This window comes from Desulfosporosinus cupriresistens, from assembly GCF_001707885.1.
Taxonomy (GTDB): Bacteria; Bacillota; Desulfitobacteriia; order Desulfitobacteriales; family Desulfitobacteriaceae; genus Desulfosporosinus.
In genome coordinates, this window is sequence record NZ_MASS01000022.1 from 14,502 (window position 1) to 31,376 (window position 16,875).

The 16,875-nt window shown below is 46.0% G+C and carries 17 protein-coding genes; 1 reads left to right on the forward strand and 16 read right to left on the reverse strand.

The features are described 5' to 3' along the window. Window positions 1–4 precede the first annotated feature (4 nt). Genes sdaAB through DSBG_RS10570 form a run of 3 tightly spaced genes read right to left on the reverse strand, consistent with a single transcriptional unit; the run spans window position 5 to window position 2,810 of the window. Complete coding sequence (gene sdaAB / locus DSBG_RS10560) at window positions 5–676, reverse strand: L-serine ammonia-lyase, iron-sulfur-dependent subunit beta (protein ID WP_068964289.1); 672 nt, start codon at window positions 674–676, stop codon at window positions 5–7. A 50-nt stretch (window positions 677–726) separates the two neighbouring features. Further along, window positions 727–2,433, reverse strand: a complete 1,707-nt coding sequence (locus DSBG_RS10565) for a DAK2 domain-containing protein (RefSeq protein WP_068964291.1) — start codon at window positions 2,431–2,433, stop codon at window positions 727–729. A 20-nt stretch (window positions 2,434–2,453) separates the two neighbouring features. Beyond that, the gene (locus DSBG_RS10570) at window positions 2,454–2,810 is read right to left on the reverse strand and encodes an Asp23/Gls24 family envelope stress response protein (protein WP_068964292.1); all 357 of its coding nucleotides are present in this window, start codon (window positions 2,808–2,810) and stop codon (window positions 2,454–2,456) included. Between the two features lie 179 nt (window positions 2,811–2,989). Here DSBG_RS10570 and rpmB point away from each other — a divergent pair, with 179 nt between their 5' ends. Next, window positions 2,990–3,181 carry a 50S ribosomal protein L28 gene (rpmB, locus tag DSBG_RS10575; RefSeq protein ID WP_040412341.1) on the forward strand — a complete coding sequence of 64 codons (192 nt, stop codon included), beginning with the start codon at window positions 2,990–2,992 and terminating at the stop codon, window positions 3,179–3,181. Between the two features lie 258 nt (window positions 3,182–3,439). Here the strand turns inward: rpmB and hslO are convergent, their stop codons facing one another. The 13 genes from hslO to DSBG_RS10640 form a co-directional block, all read right to left on the reverse strand. After that, window positions 3,440–4,315 carry an Hsp33 family molecular chaperone HslO gene (gene hslO / locus DSBG_RS10580; protein WP_068964294.1) on the reverse strand — a complete coding sequence of 292 codons (876 nt, stop codon included), beginning with the start codon at window positions 4,313–4,315 and terminating at the stop codon, window positions 3,440–3,442. 284 nt (window positions 4,316–4,599) lie between these two features. Continuing rightward, window positions 4,600–5,250: a thiamine diphosphokinase gene (locus DSBG_RS10585; RefSeq protein ID WP_068964296.1), complete on the reverse strand. Its 651-nt coding sequence runs from the start codon at window positions 5,248–5,250 to the stop codon at window positions 4,600–4,602. A gap of 37 nt (window positions 5,251–5,287) precedes the next feature. Then, window positions 5,288–5,959, reverse strand: coding sequence for a ribulose-phosphate 3-epimerase (gene rpe / locus DSBG_RS10590; protein ID WP_068964298.1), 672 nt, complete (start codon window positions 5,957–5,959; stop codon window positions 5,288–5,290). Window position 5,960: 1 nt separating this feature from the next. After that, complete coding sequence (gene rsgA, locus DSBG_RS10595; RefSeq protein ID WP_068964300.1) at window positions 5,961–6,848, reverse strand: ribosome small subunit-dependent GTPase A; 888 nt, start codon at window positions 6,846–6,848, stop codon at window positions 5,961–5,963. A gap of 90 nt (window positions 6,849–6,938) precedes the next feature. Then, on the reverse strand, window positions 6,939–8,762 hold the full coding sequence (pknB, locus tag DSBG_RS10600; protein ID WP_068964302.1) for a Stk1 family PASTA domain-containing Ser/Thr kinase: 1,824 nt from the start codon (window positions 8,760–8,762) through the stop codon (window positions 6,939–6,941). Then, window positions 8,762–10,177, reverse strand: a complete 1,416-nt coding sequence (locus DSBG_RS10605) for a peptidoglycan D,D-transpeptidase FtsI family protein (protein ID WP_068964304.1) — start codon at window positions 10,175–10,177, stop codon at window positions 8,762–8,764. The genes pknB and DSBG_RS10605 overlap by 1 nt, the downstream gene beginning before the upstream one ends. Further along, a complete protein-coding gene (locus DSBG_RS10610; protein WP_068964306.1) occupies window positions 10,177–11,460 on the reverse strand; it encodes an FtsW/RodA/SpoVE family cell cycle protein in 1,284 nt (427 codons plus the stop codon). Before DSBG_RS10610 ends, DSBG_RS10605 begins: the two co-directional genes overlap by 1 nt. A 4-nt stretch (window positions 11,461–11,464) precedes the next feature. After that, a complete protein-coding gene (locus DSBG_RS10615) occupies window positions 11,465–12,184 on the reverse strand; it encodes a Stp1/IreP family PP2C-type Ser/Thr phosphatase (RefSeq protein ID WP_068964308.1) in 720 nt (239 codons plus the stop codon). Continuing rightward, on the reverse strand, window positions 12,165–12,614 hold the full coding sequence (locus tag DSBG_RS10620) for an FHA domain-containing protein (protein WP_068964310.1): 450 nt from the start codon (window positions 12,612–12,614) through the stop codon (window positions 12,165–12,167). The genes DSBG_RS10615 and DSBG_RS10620 overlap by 20 nt, the downstream gene beginning before the upstream one ends. A 75-nt stretch (window positions 12,615–12,689) precedes the next feature. After that, window positions 12,690–13,493 carry an FhaA domain-containing protein gene (locus tag DSBG_RS10625; RefSeq protein ID WP_068964311.1) on the reverse strand — a complete coding sequence of 268 codons (804 nt, stop codon included), beginning with the start codon at window positions 13,491–13,493 and terminating at the stop codon, window positions 12,690–12,692. Next, window positions 13,490–14,560: a dual-specificity RNA methyltransferase RlmN gene (gene rlmN / locus DSBG_RS10630; protein ID WP_141694290.1), complete on the reverse strand. Its 1,071-nt coding sequence runs from the start codon at window positions 14,558–14,560 to the stop codon at window positions 13,490–13,492. The genes DSBG_RS10625 and rlmN overlap by 4 nt, the downstream gene beginning before the upstream one ends. 243 nt (window positions 14,561–14,803) lie before the next feature. Next, window positions 14,804–16,159, reverse strand: coding sequence for a 16S rRNA (cytosine(967)-C(5))-methyltransferase RsmB (gene rsmB, locus DSBG_RS10635; RefSeq protein ID WP_068964314.1), 1,356 nt, complete (start codon window positions 16,157–16,159; stop codon window positions 14,804–14,806). After that, window positions 16,152–16,841 (reverse strand): zinc metallopeptidase, encoded by a 690-nt coding sequence (locus DSBG_RS10640; protein ID WP_068964315.1) that lies wholly within the window; start codon window positions 16,839–16,841, stop codon window positions 16,152–16,154. Before DSBG_RS10640 ends, rsmB begins: the two co-directional genes overlap by 8 nt. Window positions 16,842–16,875 lie beyond the last annotated feature (34 nt).

The following is a 16,875-nucleotide window of genomic DNA, read 5'->3' on the forward strand; positions in this document are numbered from 1 at the left end:
CCTCCTATTCCAACGGCTCAATAGCTAAGGCCTGATAGATCCTGGGTATTTTCCGCAATAAACCAAGAACCGAATCGTCAATTATCTGATCCGTTTCCAAAATCATTAAGGCTTGCGCTCCCTTTTTTTCGCGGGATACCCACATGTGCGCAATGTTGATCTGGGCAGTCGCCAGGAGGAGCGTCACTTGGGCCACAACCCCTGGCAGATCCTGGTGCAGGATAACTAAGGTGGGATAGTCGCCTCTAATCTCCACCTGAAAATCATTAATCTCTCGAATGACAATTGTTCCTCCCCCGATAGACGACCCAAGAACCTGAACATGACACCCGTTCTTACCTAATAAATTAAATTTCACACTGTTCGGATGGATATCTCCCAGGTCCGCTGTTTCAAAAACAAAATCTAGACCGCGTTCCTTTGCAATCTTAGGGGCCTCTGAAATTCGTTCGTCATCCGGGGCCATGCCTAAAAGCCCCGCAACTAACGCTAAGTTTGTCCCATGCCCCTTCCCAGTTGTTGCAAAAGAGCCATGCAAAACAATTGTTCCTTTGATAGGTTCTTCGCCCAATATTTTTCTGGCCATGGCACCCAAACGAACCGCACCGGCGGTGTGTGAACTAGACGGACCAACCATGATCGGTCCAAGAAGATCAAAGACATTGCTCTTACCCACGATATACCCCCCTATATAAAAAACCCCCGGAAAAATTTCCGGAGGATAACCTATTCTACACCAAAAATATAATAATAGAGCGGTTGCCTACCCGGATGAACCTCTACTTCAACACTCGGTTTAACCTCACCAAGCCAATTTTCAAGTTGTTCAACCTCTTCTTCTTTTGTTTCTTTACCATAGAAGATGGTAACCAAATCATGAGTTTGCCAATCCATTTCCTCCAATGTTGCCTTTGCAACTTCAAATAGTGTTTGGCCTGAGGTAACAATCGTATCTTCTACCAACCCCAAGATATCTCCCTCAGATATCTTTAAAGTCCCATACTGGGAATCGCGAACTGCATAAGTTACCTCTCCAGAACAAACGGCACTCAGGCCTCTGCTCATATTTTGGATGTTCGCCTCCACATCCCCTTCTGAATTAAAATTCAGTAGCGCAGAAATCCCTTGAGGAATCGATTTGCTGGATATCACATAGACTTCACGATCTTGTACAACCTCTTTTACTTGACTGGCTGCCATCACGATATTTCCATTATTGGGTAAAATAAAAATTCGATGCGCTGGAACTTTACGAACAGCTTCCGCCAGATCTTCTGTACTGGGATTCATAGTTTGACCGCCATACACTACTTCATCTGCACCCAAGCTAGTAAAAACATCCGCAATTCCTTGTCCCATGGCAACAGCAACGATACCATAATCTTTCCGCATATGACCTGCATTGTTAACATTCATCGGCCCTTGTAGTGAATCGTTTGATTCGGTTTTCATCGCGTGAGCCATATTTTCATTTTGCTCAAGCATGTTATGAATTTGAACTTCATGGAGCGAACCCCACTGGATAGCATAATCTAAAATTTTACCGGGGTTTCTAACGTGCACATGAATTTTTACCACTTCAGGTGTCCCGACAACCAACAAACTCTCTCCGCGGCCGTTTAAATCCTGTCGCATCTGCTCAACACGCAAATCAGTTCCCTTAACTAAAAATTCAGTGCAATAGGGATAGTCCAGATTTTCAATTTGCTTGAATTTCCGTTGAATTTCAGGGTGTTCGTGCTCAAACGAAGTCGGCTTTTCTCCCACTTCGTTTAGCGTATTAGGATTGATTGCTTCTCCAGTTAAAACAGTGATCCAACCACTTAATATGATCAGGAAACCCTGTCCCCCAGCATCTACAACACCCGCCTGTTTCAAGGCTGGCAACAAATCCGGGGTTCTTGAGAGGGCCTCTAAGCCTTTGCGTTGCCCTTCGAGGAGGGTATCGAGAAGTGATCCTCCCCCCTTGGCCCTAGTCAACGCACCCCGCGCCGTTTCTCTTGATACCGTCAGGATTGTACCCTCAACAGGTTTCATCACTGCTTTGTACGCCGTATCAACACCTGCTTGCAAAGCCTGCGCCACTTGAAGAGGGTTTGCTATTTGCAATCCTTCAAAGCCTTTAGCAATTCCCCGTAAGAGCTGAGAAAGAATAACCCCTGAATTTCCGCGAGCTCCCATTAGGGAGCCCATCGAAGCAGCACTTGCCACTTCACTGATTGAAAGGCTGGATACTCTCTCTGAATCCCTAACTGCCGATTGAATGGTCAAAAACATGTTCGTTCCTGTATCACCATCGGGCACTGGAAAAACGTTTAGAGCATCAACCGCTTGCTTTTTTTGTTCCAAGGCCTGCGCACCAGCCACCATCATTTGTTTCCATAGTACTCCATTAAGAACATTAATTATGTCTGCCCCTGGTCTCAAAACCATATCCCCCTAATCTTTTTACACTACACTAAAATGCGAACATCTTGTACATTCACATTTACTTGGGACACGGTTAATCCTGTAAGCTTCTCTGTCGTATAACGGACGCGCTCCATTACATTAGCGGCAACTTCAGAAATTTTAACCCCATATCCAACAACGATATACAGGTCAATAATGACCTCGTTGTCTTGAATCGAAACCACAACACCACGGCCTAAATTTTCCCGCCCAAGTAAATCTACAAATCCATCCGTGATTTTGCGCGAAGCCATACCTACCAAGCCATAACATTCAACTGCCGTAGCACCTGCAATTGTCGATATGACTTCTTCAGAAATATCAATCTTTCCTAAGCTATTTATAATTTCTTTTCCCATTAAAAAGAAACCTCCCTTTCGGCATTACCCACACTGACCCTATTCTATCAATTATAAAGAAAATGTTCAAATAGCCCTTCCCCCCGCATCGAGAAATTAATGAAGTACACCTTGCCAACACGCAAGACTTTTGATAGAATATATAAGTGTCATTTCGGTTGCAAAGGAGGATTTAGAGCATGGCTAATGTTTGTGCGATATGCGCCAAAGGAGTAGTCACTGGATTTCAAGTCAGCCACTCACATATACGAACAAAACGAACTTGGAAACCAAACTTGCAACGCGTTCATGCAATTGTGAACGGGGCTCCCGCCCGGATCAAAGTTTGCACCAGATGCTTACGTTCCGGCAAAGTTCAGCGCGCTAGCTAATGAATCAAAAGTTCGACATCTGTCGGACTTTTTTCATTTCCCCCACATTTCTAGTCCTAAAATCACACTTTTATTCGTTCCCAGCCCGGAGGGTGTGATTTTGCAGAGCGAACCCTTTAGGCAGAGTCGCGTTAACCATGCTTAGATTAGTCGGCGTCAGAACGGCATGGGTTTACATTCAGAACAGCCCAGAGGTTTGCTGTTCTCGCCGAGTAATCAAGCAGGGTAGCGACGGCGCCGTGGGTGAGCGGAGCAATATCACACCCTCTCCAAAATCTGTTGAAGTTCTTCCTTATTAAATAAATAATATTCATTACAAAAATGGCAAACCATTTCAGCTTTTCCATCTGAAATTAGGTCTGCTATTTCTTTTTTACCTAACGAAACTAATGTATCACTTAGACGAGCCTTAGAGCACGTGCAAGAAAACCCTGCCACTCGGCGCTCTAAGACATGAAAAGGGAGTTGTCCCATCAAATGATCTAGTAACTCGTCCATACTTTGGCTCTGAGCTGCCAGTTCACTGATTCCTACCCGTAACTGCCCAAGCAGTCTTTCAATTGCTTGGATATCCTCCTCATTCGCACCTGGCAATGGTTGGATCAAAAATCCCGCAGCCCCAGCTACATGATAATCTTTTTCCACTAACACTCCCAGAAGCATTGCTGAAGGAATCTGTTCAGACGTCAACAAATAATGCACAAGATCCTCCGCAATTTCACCGCTCACCAACGGGACCATTCCTGTATAAACTTCACCATTTTGCAAACTTCGACTAACAGCCAACTCGCCATGTCCGACCGCTGTTGCCACATCAAGTTTTCCAGAAGCTTTTAACGGCAAATCCGCCAAAGGTTCTTGGACATAACCTCGAACGACTCCCTGCGCATTTCCCACGGCAACAACTCCCTGTAAAGGGCCGTCTCCCAATAAGCGTAACGTGATATTCTCTTCCCCCTTGAGAGAGCTAGCCAAGATGAGTGTTCCTGTCATCAAGCGGCCTAAAGCCGCCGTAGCAACCGGTGACATCCCATGACGCCTACGAGCCTCTTCAACCGTATCCGTGGTCCTAACAGCGACCCAACGGGCCTTCCCCTCCAACATTGTTCCAATCCAAAGTTCATCATGTTGCATAATCGTCTTCCTTCTCTGATCTTTTAATTCCAAAGTGCCCGTGGCGCTATCGAGAGTGCAACAATTCAACCGTTCCCAACCCACGTCGTACCTATCCCAAGCCGACCCCAACCCAGAGGGTGTGATTTGCAGAGCGAACCCTTTAGGCAGAGTCGCGTTAATCGCGCTTAAATTACGAGGCGCCAGCGCGGCAGCTGTTCACATGCAGAACAACCCAGAGGTTTGCCGCGCTCGCCTTGTAATCAAGCACGATAGCGACGGCGCTGTGGGTGAGCGGAGCAACATCACACCCTCCTGCTGTTAGGCAACACCATCATCACCCAACCCTCGTGAACCTGTATCACAGCCTCCTCTGCGAGGAAAACATTACTCACGCCACGCGGAGATTCCTGAAATAAAACATCATGCCGAAGCGGATAACACAACCCCTCAGTCGTGACAATCGCCTTCTCCGACAAAGTAATTAAGGAGATTTCCTGCCCAAGTGCCCCCCTTATCAGTTCACGACCTTGAAGAATCCACATCTCATGTTCAGGATCGACCAAGCGAATTCGGTACCCCTTCTTAGCGTAAGCGAGCATAAGTGCTACGTTACCCAAGAAATGATCAATTCGTTTTCCTGTCGCCCCATACAACCAAATATCCGTTTGACCAACAAAACGGGCCTGTTCCTCAGCACGTTTTAGCGCCAATTCAAGATCTGTTTCATCCTTTTCGCGAGGGTAACGTTCAATCTCGCACCCTGCATTTTTACATCGCTTTAAATTCTCCGGTAAGATTGAATCAAGATCCCCAATAAGAAGGTTAGGCATACATCCAGAGAGAACTGCATAGTTCGCCCCTCCATCTGCACATATCAAAAAATCAACATCACTGAGGACCTGTTGCCCCCAAGCCAAATCCCATGCACCATTGGCTAATACTGCAATTTTCATAACTTGCCCTTCATATCCTAAGACTCGATGTTTAGCATTAGCTTGACGAAGTTACAGACTTCGCTGCTTGAAGAAGTTTTTTCACTGCTTGTTTTGGTTCAGGCTGAGCAAAAACAGCAGCCCCGGCAACTAAAATATGAGCTCCGGCCTTCGTAACCACCGATGCCGTTTCTAGATTAATTCCCCCATCCACTTCAATAAGACAAGCAGACCCTGTCTGTTCAAGATGGCTGTGGAGGACCTTGATCTTTGGAATAACATTTGGTATAAATTTTTGACCCCCAAATCCCGGGTTGACGGTCATCAATAGCACCATATCTAAGTCTTCCAAAATATATTTAATACCATCCATCGGCGTCGCGGGATTGAGAGCAATTCCAGCAGTCATCCCCTGCTCTTTGATCTGTTGAATCACACGGTGCACATGGAGAGCCGTCTCTAAATGAAAAGTGATATGATCAGCACCCGCAGCGGCAAAATCAGCAATGAACCGCTCCGGTTCTTCAACCATCAGATGAACATCAAAACGCATACGTGAATGAGCCCTTAGAGATTTAACCAGAGCCGGCCCAAACGTTAGATTAGGGACAAAGTGCCCATCCATAACATCAATATGTAAGACTTCCGCGCCAGCATCCTCAACTAAACGCACCTGTTCTCCTAATCGAGAAAAATCGGCAGATAAAATAGAAGGGGCAATTTGAATCACATTAATATCTCCTCTCAGCTTCAATTACTTCTTGTAAAAATATTAGGTAGTGTTCATAACGAACAGCCGAAATTTCTCCGTTTTCTAAGGCTGCTTTAATTGCACAGTTTGGTTCTTTATCATGAAGGCAACTGTTGAAACGACAACTGCTGCGGCGGTCGATAAATTCCGGAAAACAATCTGCTAACTCCGCGCGTTTCATAGGAGGCAAGAAAAGGGAAGAAAATCCTGGCGTGTCCGCCACCAGCCCACCAGCACAGACCATTAATTCCACATGACGTGTGGTGTGGCGGCCTCGCTTAGACTTTAAACTAATTTCCCCGGTCTTGAGTTTTTTTCCGGGAGATAAGGCATTAAAGAGACTGGATTTTCCAGCGCCAGAAGGCCCTGCTAGCACACTAACCTTGTCCACCAACTGGGCTCTTACTTCCTCAATTCCCTGACCTGTTTCACTGGAGACTTCGAACACAGTATATCCTATTTGGCGGTATACATCCGTAATTGACGGTTCCTCGGCACCAGTAGTTAAGACGGCTTCATATTTATCTAATTTGGTAAAAATTATAATAGGCTCAATACCAGCATCCGTCACCTGGATCAACAAGCGATCCAGAAGATTAAGATCCGGCTTAGGAGACGTCATGGCAAAAACCAAAAGAGCCTGATCTACATTAGCAATCGCCGGACGGCTCAAAACGTTGCGCCGTGGCTCTACTGCTTCAATCGTCGCCTTGTCCCCCTCGTCTGGTAAAATTTTCACTCGGTCTCCCGGCAAAAAGTCTTGGTCTTTAACACGAAAGCGACCGCGCAGGGAACACTCCCATACTCGGTCCTCCGCAAAGACATAATAAAAACCACTATATCCTTTAAGTAAGACTCCTATGATCATATATACTCCTTACTTACCATCTTGTATCGATAATCATTTATTGCTTTATGCTTAGCGTAGAATTAGCCATTCTATGCTGCTAACGAGGCATTAAGAGGATGATATGAGGCTGAGCCATGAACTTCCGATTTTTGCCCTCTGATCCCCGACCTCTGTTTTCGCTACAACACTAAAAATCTGAGCTAGAGTTACATTGGGGTCAGTTCCATAGGCCATAGGCCCGGGGCCACGCGAAACGATCACCGTAACTGTATCACCCTGATTAACGGCCTCTCCTGGATTAGGAGTCGTGCTCATCACTACGTCTTTGGGGAAAGTCGTAGAATCCTCGGTTTTTAGTTGTACAACCAGTTTATTATCCTCCGAAAGTATTTTAGTGGCGTCGGTGGATGTCTTGCCAATCACATATGGCATATTGATCGGAATCAGTTCCGGTCCCTCACTTATGGTTAACGTAATAGTTCCTTTGTTTTTTGTCCAAGTAGAACCCGCTGCAGGATCCTGTCCCGAAACACAATCTTTAGGCACAATCGCACTTGGCTTGGTGTCATAGGTTATGTTTTTTTCCAAAAATCCCTCAGTTTCAATACGATTCACCGCATCTTCCTTAGACAAATGCTCCGTAGTTACATCAGGGAACACCGCCACATCAGGGCCTTTGCTGACCACGATTGTAACCTGCCGACCTTCTTTGACCGAATCCCCCGCCTTAGGAACCTGACTAACAATACGATCTTTCTCGATGTCATCGCTAAAGTCATAAGTAACATCCGGACTAAGCTTCAGTTTGGCCTGTGCTAAAAAGTCCTCTGCCACTGGTTTCGTCATTCCGACTACATCGGGGACCAGCGTTGTTTCTACCCTAAAATAGCTCCATCCCATCCATCCAACAATCAAGATAAATGCTAAGACGAGTCCACTCATAATCCAACTCAAACGTTTCATTCTCTTGAGTTTAGTGAGCGGAGAATCTTTCAATATAGGGTTTTTCTCTATTGAATCATTTACCGTGATCGGTGCCAGAATCTTACTCATTCCTTTGTGAGTCTGAGTCGCTTCCGGATCATCTGTTTGAGGGATTTCCATCTGAGTAATCGGTCGACCAGCTTGGATGTGTTTCAGATCTTCCAGCAAATCTTTGGCCGACAGATATCGCTGTTCCGGCGACTTAGCGATTGCTCGCATAATAACAGTTTCGAATTCTTTCTCGATCCGCGGGTTTATCTTACTTGGTAAAATAGGTTGCTCCTGGAGATGCTTAAGCGCAATAGTAATCGGCGTTTCACCATCATAGGGGACTTTACCAGTAATCAATTCGTAAAGAATGATCCCCAAGGAGTAAATGTCGGATTGCTCATTACTTTGCAACCCTTTGGCCTGTTCCGGGGACAAGTAATGAACCGAACCTATGATATCCCCCGTATGAGTCACTGTTGCCGAAGATACGGCCCGAGCAATCCCGAAGTCTGTGACCTTAGCATGCCCGTCTACCGTCACTAGGATGTTGTGGGGCTTAATATCTCGATGAATAATATGGTGCTCATGGGCATTTTTAATGGCCTCTATAATTTGCAGCCCCAGGTTAATCGATTGATCTGTAGACAGTGGCGCATACTCGCGGATGATTTCTTTGAGATTACGACCTTCTACATATTCCATGACAATATATTCAGTATCACCATCTTTGCCCACATCATAAACTGAGACGATATTAGGATGGGATAAACTCGCTGCAGATTGGGCTTCCCTCCGAAAACGGCGAATAAAGTCTTCATCTGTGACAAACTGCTCCCGGAGCACCTTGATCGTCACAACACGGTTAAGGAGAATATCCTTGGCCTTATAAACAATTGCCATACCACCGGCACCGATTCGCTCCAAGACTTCGTATCGTCCCCCGAAGATTTTACTCACTATTTTTCACCTACTTTCTGGCTCAAAGCTTCTTGAATGATTTGTCGGGCAATCGGAGCAGCCGCCCCTCCTCCCGTTCCACCATGTTCCACAAGAACGGCTACCGCGATCTGTGGGGCTTCGGCGGGTGCAAAAGCAATATACCAGGCATGAGTCAAGACATTTCCTCCTGGTTCTGCTGAACCTGTTTTAGCCGCAACTTGAACATTGGGTAATGCCCCTGGGGCAGCCGTTCCATCGGTCACGGCGGTCACCATTGCGCTCGTGATTTTATCTGCTTCTTCTTTAGTTAAGGCAGTCAGCCAAGGCTGTGGTTTCTGTTCATAGACAACCGTTTGGGCGGGGTCTAAGACACGTTCCACAAGATGTGGAGCCATAATGACCCCATGGTTGGCGATACCAGCCGTTATCAACGCCATATGAAATGGTGAGACTAGCACCTCGCCTTGACCAAAAGCACTGGCAGCAAGAAGATTTGTTGTCAAATTCTCTGGAATTTTCTCCGCCTTAGTAATTGAGCTTGTTGGGACATTAAGTTCAAAGGGGATTTTCTGTCCAAAACCGAAACCTTTAACCGCGGTAAGAAAATTTTTATCTCCTGCCTGTACCCCAAACGTCGCAAAGTATGCGTTACAGGAATCAGCTAAGGCCATATTATAGTTAACCCAGCCAAATGCCCTGCCGTTTTGTTCGTTAATGACTTGTCCATTTATAATTGCCGAACCTGTACTATCATAAAGGTCCGTCGTATTTATCCCACCTCGGAACAAGGCGGCAGACGTGACCACCTTCATGATTGACCCCGGTGGGTAAAGAGAAAAAGCATGATTTTCAAGCGGCCTATCCTGCGTGCGACTAACGATGTCTTTCCAGTCTTGTTCTAGGTTTGTGGGGTTGAAACTAGGTTGACTCACCAATGCCAACACTTCTCCTGTCCGAGGATCGATGGCAACAGCAGCCCCCATTTTCCCTTTGAGCGCGTTATAAGCGATGCTTTGTAAACGTGAATCCAAAGTGAGCACCACATCATCCCCTTGACGAGGAAGTGCAAAGAGCTGTTGAACGGCTTGAGTAGGTGTTGCATCTTTAATTCCGAGCAACCAATCTGCCGAGTTACCTTCAAGACCGGAAGCACCAAGTTGCACAGTAGAATAGCCGATTAACGGCTCAAACATTTCTCCTTGCGGGTATTCACGTACCTTCTTATCCTTAGAAACTTTAGTTTGTGCTATAATTTCGCCGTTACGATCGAAAATTCCTCCCCGAGTTACACGGCTTTCCATAAGAATTAAGCGGCGATTAGCGTTGTTCTTCAACAGTGTATCTGCCTGAACAACCTGCCAATAAACTAAACCGAGACTTAGAATGAAAAAGCTAAAGGCCATACCAAGTGCTACTCGACGTACCCCTCGCATTATGTTGCATACTCCCTTCCCTTATTCTTGGTGCTGCGACAACTTACCGCAGTGGCATTTGAGATATTCAACAACACTCCTAGCAAGATAAAGTGAACAATGAGAGAACTTCCACCATAACTTACCCAGGGAAGTGGTATGCCCGTTAAAGGAAGTAGTTTAGTAACCCCAGCCAAAATAATTAAGGTCTCTGTTCCTAGGAGAATTCCAATTCCAGCGGCTAAGATTTGCCCAAACCGATCTTTGGCCCTCAAGCTTACCGCAAAAGCTCTCATGACAACAATGAGAAAGAGGACTAATACGGCCATAGCTCCTGCAAAGCCAAGTTCTTCAGCGATAACTGAAAAGATAAAGTCAGTGCTGGCCGCAGGGACAGTCGATGCTCCGATTCCGTTGCCTAAACCAGTCCCCAATATTTTTCCTCCCCCAATAGCAAACAGAGATTGGGCAATTTGGTAGCCTCCACCCGTAGGATCTTGCCAAGGATTCATCCACACCATAACCCGGACGCGTACGTGCCTAAAGAGCATATAGCCTAAAGTTCCTGTCAGCAGAAAAATCGGTAGGGATATTCCCAAATAAAGAGATCTCTCCGTTACCACATAAAGCATGAGCACAAAGAGCATATAAAACACCAGTGCCGTCCCCAGGCTCTTTTGGGCAGCCAGAATTCCAAGCACAAAAGCTACCATGATTATAAAGGGACCTAAAGTCCGCGAGTCAGGTAATGAGAATCTACCCCATTGAACAGTTCCAACCCGTAACAATTCTTCATTCTCTTCCAAGTAGGTTGCCATGAATAAGAGCAAGGCTAGTTTGACAAATTCCTCCGGTTCTATTCCAATTCCCCCCAGGTGAAGCCAACTTTTGGCTCCACCAGCCGCGGAACCAAACAGCAGAGTCACCAACAACAAGCCAACAGCCAATAGCCCCCAGAGGTATCTAAACTTTCCTAACTGTCGATAATCTCGGATCATCCATAAAACCGCGTAGAAGAGTAGAAGCCCAATATTAGCCCACCAAAATTGACGCAATGCGATTTCTGGACTAATTCGAACCACAAATACAAGCCCCAAGGCCATAATGGCTTGAACCGCAGGCAGAATATAGGGATCTCCTTGGTAATGAAAAACTTGCTCCATCAAGCTCCCTATAAGAACTATGGCAGTAAAAACTAACGCTTGCCAGAGAAGCTGGTTTTTCACGCCTCCCCATTTAAGCAGGCTAAGCCCTATCCACATCATTCCTAAAATTAAACTGCGCGAGGTTAAACGTTGAATCATCAGCTTACTCCAAAATACAGCACAAGGCTGTGAAATTATCCGGCGCACCTCGTTCTAAGGTAAGCTTACGCAATCTCTCAAATCGTTCTTCCCAGGAGCCCACTTTGAGAAATTCTTCGGCAAGTTCTTGATTATTAATCATATTGGAAAACCCGTCTGTGCACAAAAGGAAAACATCGCCTGTCTGCAAACGCATACTCCTGCAATCCAGTTCAATCTCAGGTTCCGCTCCTACTGCGCGCATCAGCACATGCCGTTGAGGATGTTTTTCAGCTTCTTCTTGGGAGATCTGTCCTAACCGTACAAGTTCACCAACCAACGAATGGTCTGTTGTCAAGGAAGTTAACACCTCATCGCGCCATAGATAAGCACGACTGTCGCCAACATGAGCAATAACGACTGTCTTACTGCGCACCAGCAAAACCGTCAGAGTCGTTCCCATCCCAGCCTTTTCCGGCTCAGTTGTTGAAGATTCATAAACGACACGATTCGCTTGAACAAAGGCCTCAGTCAACTCGCTTTCTAACGTCTGGTCCTCAAGCTCAACAAAACGAGGTGCCCATTTTTCCAACTCTTGCAAAGCGGTCGAAGAGGCAACTTCTCCCGCACGGTGCCCCCCCATGCCATCGGCCACAGCATATAGGCCTTGTTTAGGCAACACCAAAAAAGAATCTTCATTATTTTTTCGAATACACCCTTTTTCACTAAAGCTTAGTACTCTCATTTTGCCACCTCGAGTATTGGAAGGTAATACTTCCAATTTTCACATAATCTCCTGCAACCAATTGAACTGGAGAATGAATTTGCTCTCCATTAACCCAGGTTCCATTCGTACTTCCTAGATCTTCCACAATGGTTTGTCCTTTTTGCAACCTAAAAACCGCATGGTCAATGGAAGCAAAATGATCCGGTAGAACGATGTCATTGTGCTTGCCACGCCCTAAACGCAACCCTTTACCATCCACCCGAAAAACACTCCCTCGAGAAAGCCCTTCTGCCCCGGTCAGTACCTCTAGCCGTCCATATTCATGATGCGGACGTTGAAAAATCCCCTTCATTTGGAGATCAGCCATCAGTGCTGTAAAGATGCGGAATATAAAAAGATAGATAAGGGCGACAAAAGCCAGCCGTCCAATGACAAATACTAATTGCATACAACCCTCCTAGCCGGGAATCGGAAGTTGGAAGCCAGAAGTCAACGACTTAAACTCAAAGCTCCCAGTTTAAATTCACGCCCCCCGTGGTGATCTTTGTATGACCAGCACACTTTGTCCGATTTGAATACGGTCCCCAGGAGCTGCCATCTGATGCTTTATTCTTTGTCCATTAACAAATGAGCCATTTGTGCTTCCCAAATCGTCTAACCACCAACCGTTTTCTCCAAGTGCAAGCTTCAGATGCCGCCGCGAAACTTCAGGGTCATGAAGTACCAACTGACATTGCCCATGGCGACCAATGAAAACTTCCGTATCCTTCAGCTCAAACGATTGACCAATATCGGGTCCTTCTATCATTTCGAGAAAGTACTCTGAATTCCTTCCTTTACGACCCTGATCCAATAAGTTTGGCTTGAAACTCTCTTTAAAGATGGTCGTACTTTCGCGCCAATCAAGTTCTTCCTCGGCGTCTTCTTCTCTTTCTTCTTCATCTCCCCAATCTACGTCAATCGAGTCATCAAAATCTACTTCAATAACCATTTCTCGAGGATTAACAGTTTCATCTGAATGCAGCTCGATCGCCGGTTTAGATAAAAACGTATACCCATTCCTGTCCGCTTCAGCAAATAAATATTTGGAGAGTTCGATGAGAAACACATCCCCAAAACTAGCCAATGACCCCCAGTCACTGGAATGAAGATAAACTCGGTAGATGTTCGGTACATATACTTGTGAAATGCTGACCTGCTTATTCTTAAGCATCGCCTTCACAAGTTCTTTAGCAATTTCTACTGGTTGAAGGCGGGCAGCACCTTTTTTGAAAGCTCCGGTAAATAGATATTCGGCCATCCCTTCAAATCGGGCCAATAGGCTCATTTTAACTCCCCCTCCCACTGTCGACGAAGTTGTCCGCAAGCTGCGTCAATATCCACACCCCGTTCCTCACGTGACGAAACAGAAATCCCAGCGTCTTCTAACACCTGGGCAAACCTTCTCATAAGCTCCGGATCGGGGCGCTCCATTCCGGTCCCTGCCACAGGATTAACCGGAATCAAATTTACATGTCCTAGCTGTCCTTTTAGTAATCCGGCCAGTGCCTCAGCTTCTTCCCGTTTTGCGTTTTCAGCCGTCAAGGCGACCTCAAAGGTAATCCGTCGATGCGTAATTTGGGTATACTCTTGGCAGGCCTCCATAAGCTGGGCCAGTGGATAACGCCGATTCATTGGAATTAAATCATTTCTTACTTTATCCTGCGCTGCATGAAGAGATACTGCCAGACCCACTTGGGGATTATCTTTAGCCAGTTGAATAATCCGAGGCACAACTCCACTGGTTGAAATCGTCATCCGCCGCATGCCAATCTTTAGCCCCTGTTCATCATTCAAAAGTAGGATCGCCTGAAGAACCTGATCATAATTGAGAAGGGGTTCCCCCATACCCATAAAGACAATGTTAGTCACCTGAAAATCCGGGTCTTCTTGACGAACAAAATGGGTAATATCCAAGACTTGACCCACAATCTCAGCAACAGTTAAGTTTCTCCGAAACCCTTCCAACCCAGTAGCACAAAAGGCGCAGCCTACTGCGCATCCCACTTGAGTAGAGACACACACTGTATGCCTATCACGTGACCTAGTCCTTGCATAGTCCATTAAGACACACTCAATCGTCTCCCCATCTTCAAGTCGAAACAAATACTTCCTCGTTCCGTCTTCTGAACGTTGTTCACGCACTCGTTCCAAAGGATACAAATGCAAGTGAGATCTTAAAGCTTGTCGGTCACCCTTCCCTATGTTATTCATTTCATCCCAGGTGCGTACTGCTTTCTGTTGCACCCATTGGAACAATTGAATCGCCCGATACCGTTTTAAACCTATCTCTTGACAGATCCGTATCAGCTCATCTTCGGAACATCCGCGCAAATCAATTACCATAATATTTATTATTCACCCAATTCACTCCAGTTAAACTTCCCTGTAAAGAAAACTTGGCTGGCCACCCACACACGAGGACACTGTCCTCGCACGTATTAACCCTTCTTGCAGACACTGTCTTCGCACGTATTAGCCTTCTTGTTAGCCTTAGCGCAGGCGATCCCTTCTCGCCATCCATGGCCAGAGGTGCCTAGTTGCACTTATGCTTCCAGAAAGTTATCATTTCTGACTGTCACAGTCAGTATATACTTTCTAACTAATACGCCGGAATTTCGCCAAGAAAAATCCATCCATTCCATGGCGATGTGGTAGAAGTTGCAGCATTCCTTTACTCGCTTGTTGAATTTCTCTTGAATCCTCTAAAGTAAAGGGCAAATTCTCCACTAGGTTGACTGGCTCAAATTCCGGATGCTCTGAGCGAAATTTCTTGACCAGTTCAAAATTTTCTTCTGGTTCGATTGTGCAGGTTGAGTAAATTAAATCCCCCCCGACTGCAACGCAAGACGCCGCTCTTTCTAAGATCGCAAGCTGAAGTTGTGGCAAGTCCTTGATGTCCTGTTCTTCTTTCCGCCAACGTAGATCAGCTCTCCGTCGGAGAACACCCAAGCCTGAGCAAGGAGCATCCACTAACACACGCTGCTGAGAACCGAGTTTTATGCCAGGCAAATCCCGAGCGTCACCTAACTGAGGTTGGATTATCGTAATACCTAATCTTTGGGCTAACTGATCAATGAATTCAAGTTTATGAGAATGAACATCAAATGCTAGGATTTCTCCCTCATTCCCCATCATCTGGGCCAAATGCGTAGTTTTCCCACCGGGGGCACTGCAGGCATCCAAGACATGTTGGCCTGGTTTAGGGGCGACCACATGAGCAACTAGTTGAGAGCTTTCATCCTGAACCGTAAAAAGTCCCTCACAGAAACTCTCAACTCTTTCTAAGGAACCGAAATTCTGGATTCTCAGGCTTTCTGGAATCCGAGTTCCGACTTCGACTGTAATTCCTTCTTGAGTAAGACGATCCATTAAATCTTCACGTGAGATCTTTAGCGTATTTGTGCGGATCCAAGTTTGAGCAGACTCATTATTAGCTCGGCATAAGGCTTCTGTTTCCTCCAGACCCCAGCGTTTTAACCAACGCTGAATCATCCATTCGGGGTGAGAATAGCGCACTGAAAGATAGCGTACGGTTTCACGTTTCTCATCCGGCCAAGAAAAATCCCACCCCTGATTCATAACCTTGCGTAAAACGACATTCACTAAGCCTGTGTATTTCGGGAATGGTTTCGCTAACTCCACACTCTCATTAACCGCAACAGCATCTGGGACTTTATCCACATAAAGCAGTTGGAAAGCCCCAATACGCAAAATAGCCCTAACCTCATGAGGAAGCGCCGACATTGGCTTACTTAAATACTTGCGCAACACATAATCTAAGGTTAGCCGATGTTTAAGCGCACCATTCACCAATAAAGTTACAAATTGACGGTCTCGAGAATCAGTTAGCTTGCCAACATTCTTCTGGAGCAAGAGATTAGCATACGCTCCTTCTACCTCAACACGGGTCAGCATATGGACCGCCATCCCTCGAGCTGTTTCTTTAATCATCACTTCTACCCCGAGCAATCAAAATAAATCGTGCTAATTGAAGCACAGCAGCCAACGCCGCTGCCACATAGGTTAAAGCGGCTGCATTTAACACCGAACGCGCGCCGCGCACTTCCTCGCTGCGCAGCAGATTTTCCTTCTGTAATAGAGACAATGCTCGATGACTGGCATTGTATTCCACTGGAAGAGTAATGATCTGAAAAAGCACAGCAAAGGCGAAAGCAAAAATCCCCAACTGAAGAAGCCAGTCAAAGCTCGGCATAAAAAGGCCAATCATAATCAACATCGGACCCGCCCCACTGCCGAGGTTGGCGACAGGGACAAAAGATGATCGAAGTTGCAGTGGAAAATAATCTGTGGCGTGTTGTAACGCATGTCCCGTTTCATGAGCGGCTACCGCCACGGAAGAAAGTGAACTGCTCCGATAAACGTCTTCACTAAGTTTAATAACCCTAGTACGCGGATCGTAGTGGTCAGAAAGACGTCCTCCAATCGGTTCGACCTTAACATCGTATAATCCATTACTATTCAAGAGCGCCCGTGCAACCTGTGCCCCTGTAAGCCCTGATTGGGAACGAATTTCAGAGTACTGTTTGTAAGCAGTGGAAATTTTAAATTGAGCGTATAACGACAATAAGATGGCTGGAATTAAGAGAACTATTGAGGCGCCCCCAAAATACATAATTTAACCTCCATTCTACTGCTTGAATTTGACG

Coding starts and splice junctions, on each gene's coding strand:
- DSBG_RS10620 (WP_068964310.1), bottom strand. CDS start 12,614: ATGCAATTAGTATTTGTCATTGGACGGCTGGCTTTTGTCGCCCTTATC.
- DSBG_RS10610 (WP_068964306.1), bottom strand. CDS start 11,460: ATGATTCAACGTTTAACCTCGCGCAGTTTAATTTTAGGAATGATGTGG.
- DSBG_RS10565 (WP_068964291.1), bottom strand. CDS start 2,433: ATGGTTTTGAGACCAGGGGCAGACATAATTAATGTTCTTAATGGAGTA.
- rpmB (WP_040412341.1), top strand. CDS start 2,990: ATGGCTAATGTTTGTGCGATATGCGCCAAAGGAGTAGTCACTGGATTT.
- hslO (WP_068964294.1), bottom strand. CDS start 4,315: ATGCAACATGATGAACTTTGGATTGGAACAATGTTGGAGGGGAAGGCC.
- DSBG_RS10615 (WP_068964308.1), bottom strand. CDS start 12,184: ATGAGAGTACTAAGCTTTAGTGAAAAAGGGTGTATTCGAAAAAATAAT.
- DSBG_RS10640 (WP_068964315.1), bottom strand. CDS start 16,841: ATGTATTTTGGGGGCGCCTCAATAGTTCTCTTAATTCCAGCCATCTTA.
- DSBG_RS10605 (WP_068964304.1), bottom strand. CDS start 10,177: ATGCGAGGGGTACGTCGAGTAGCACTTGGTATGGCCTTTAGCTTTTTC.
- DSBG_RS10625 (WP_068964311.1), bottom strand. CDS start 13,493: ATGAGCCTATTGGCCCGATTTGAAGGGATGGCCGAATATCTATTTACC.
- rsmB (WP_068964314.1), bottom strand. CDS start 16,159: ATGATTAAAGAAACAGCTCGAGGGATGGCGGTCCATATGCTGACCCGT.
- DSBG_RS10585 (WP_068964296.1), bottom strand. CDS start 5,250: ATGAAAATTGCAGTATTAGCCAATGGTGCATGGGATTTGGCTTGGGGG.
- DSBG_RS10570 (WP_068964292.1), bottom strand. CDS start 2,810: ATGGGAAAAGAAATTATAAATAGCTTAGGAAAGATTGATATTTCTGAA.
- rsgA (WP_068964300.1), bottom strand. CDS start 6,848: ATGATCATAGGAGTCTTACTTAAAGGATATAGTGGTTTTTATTATGTC.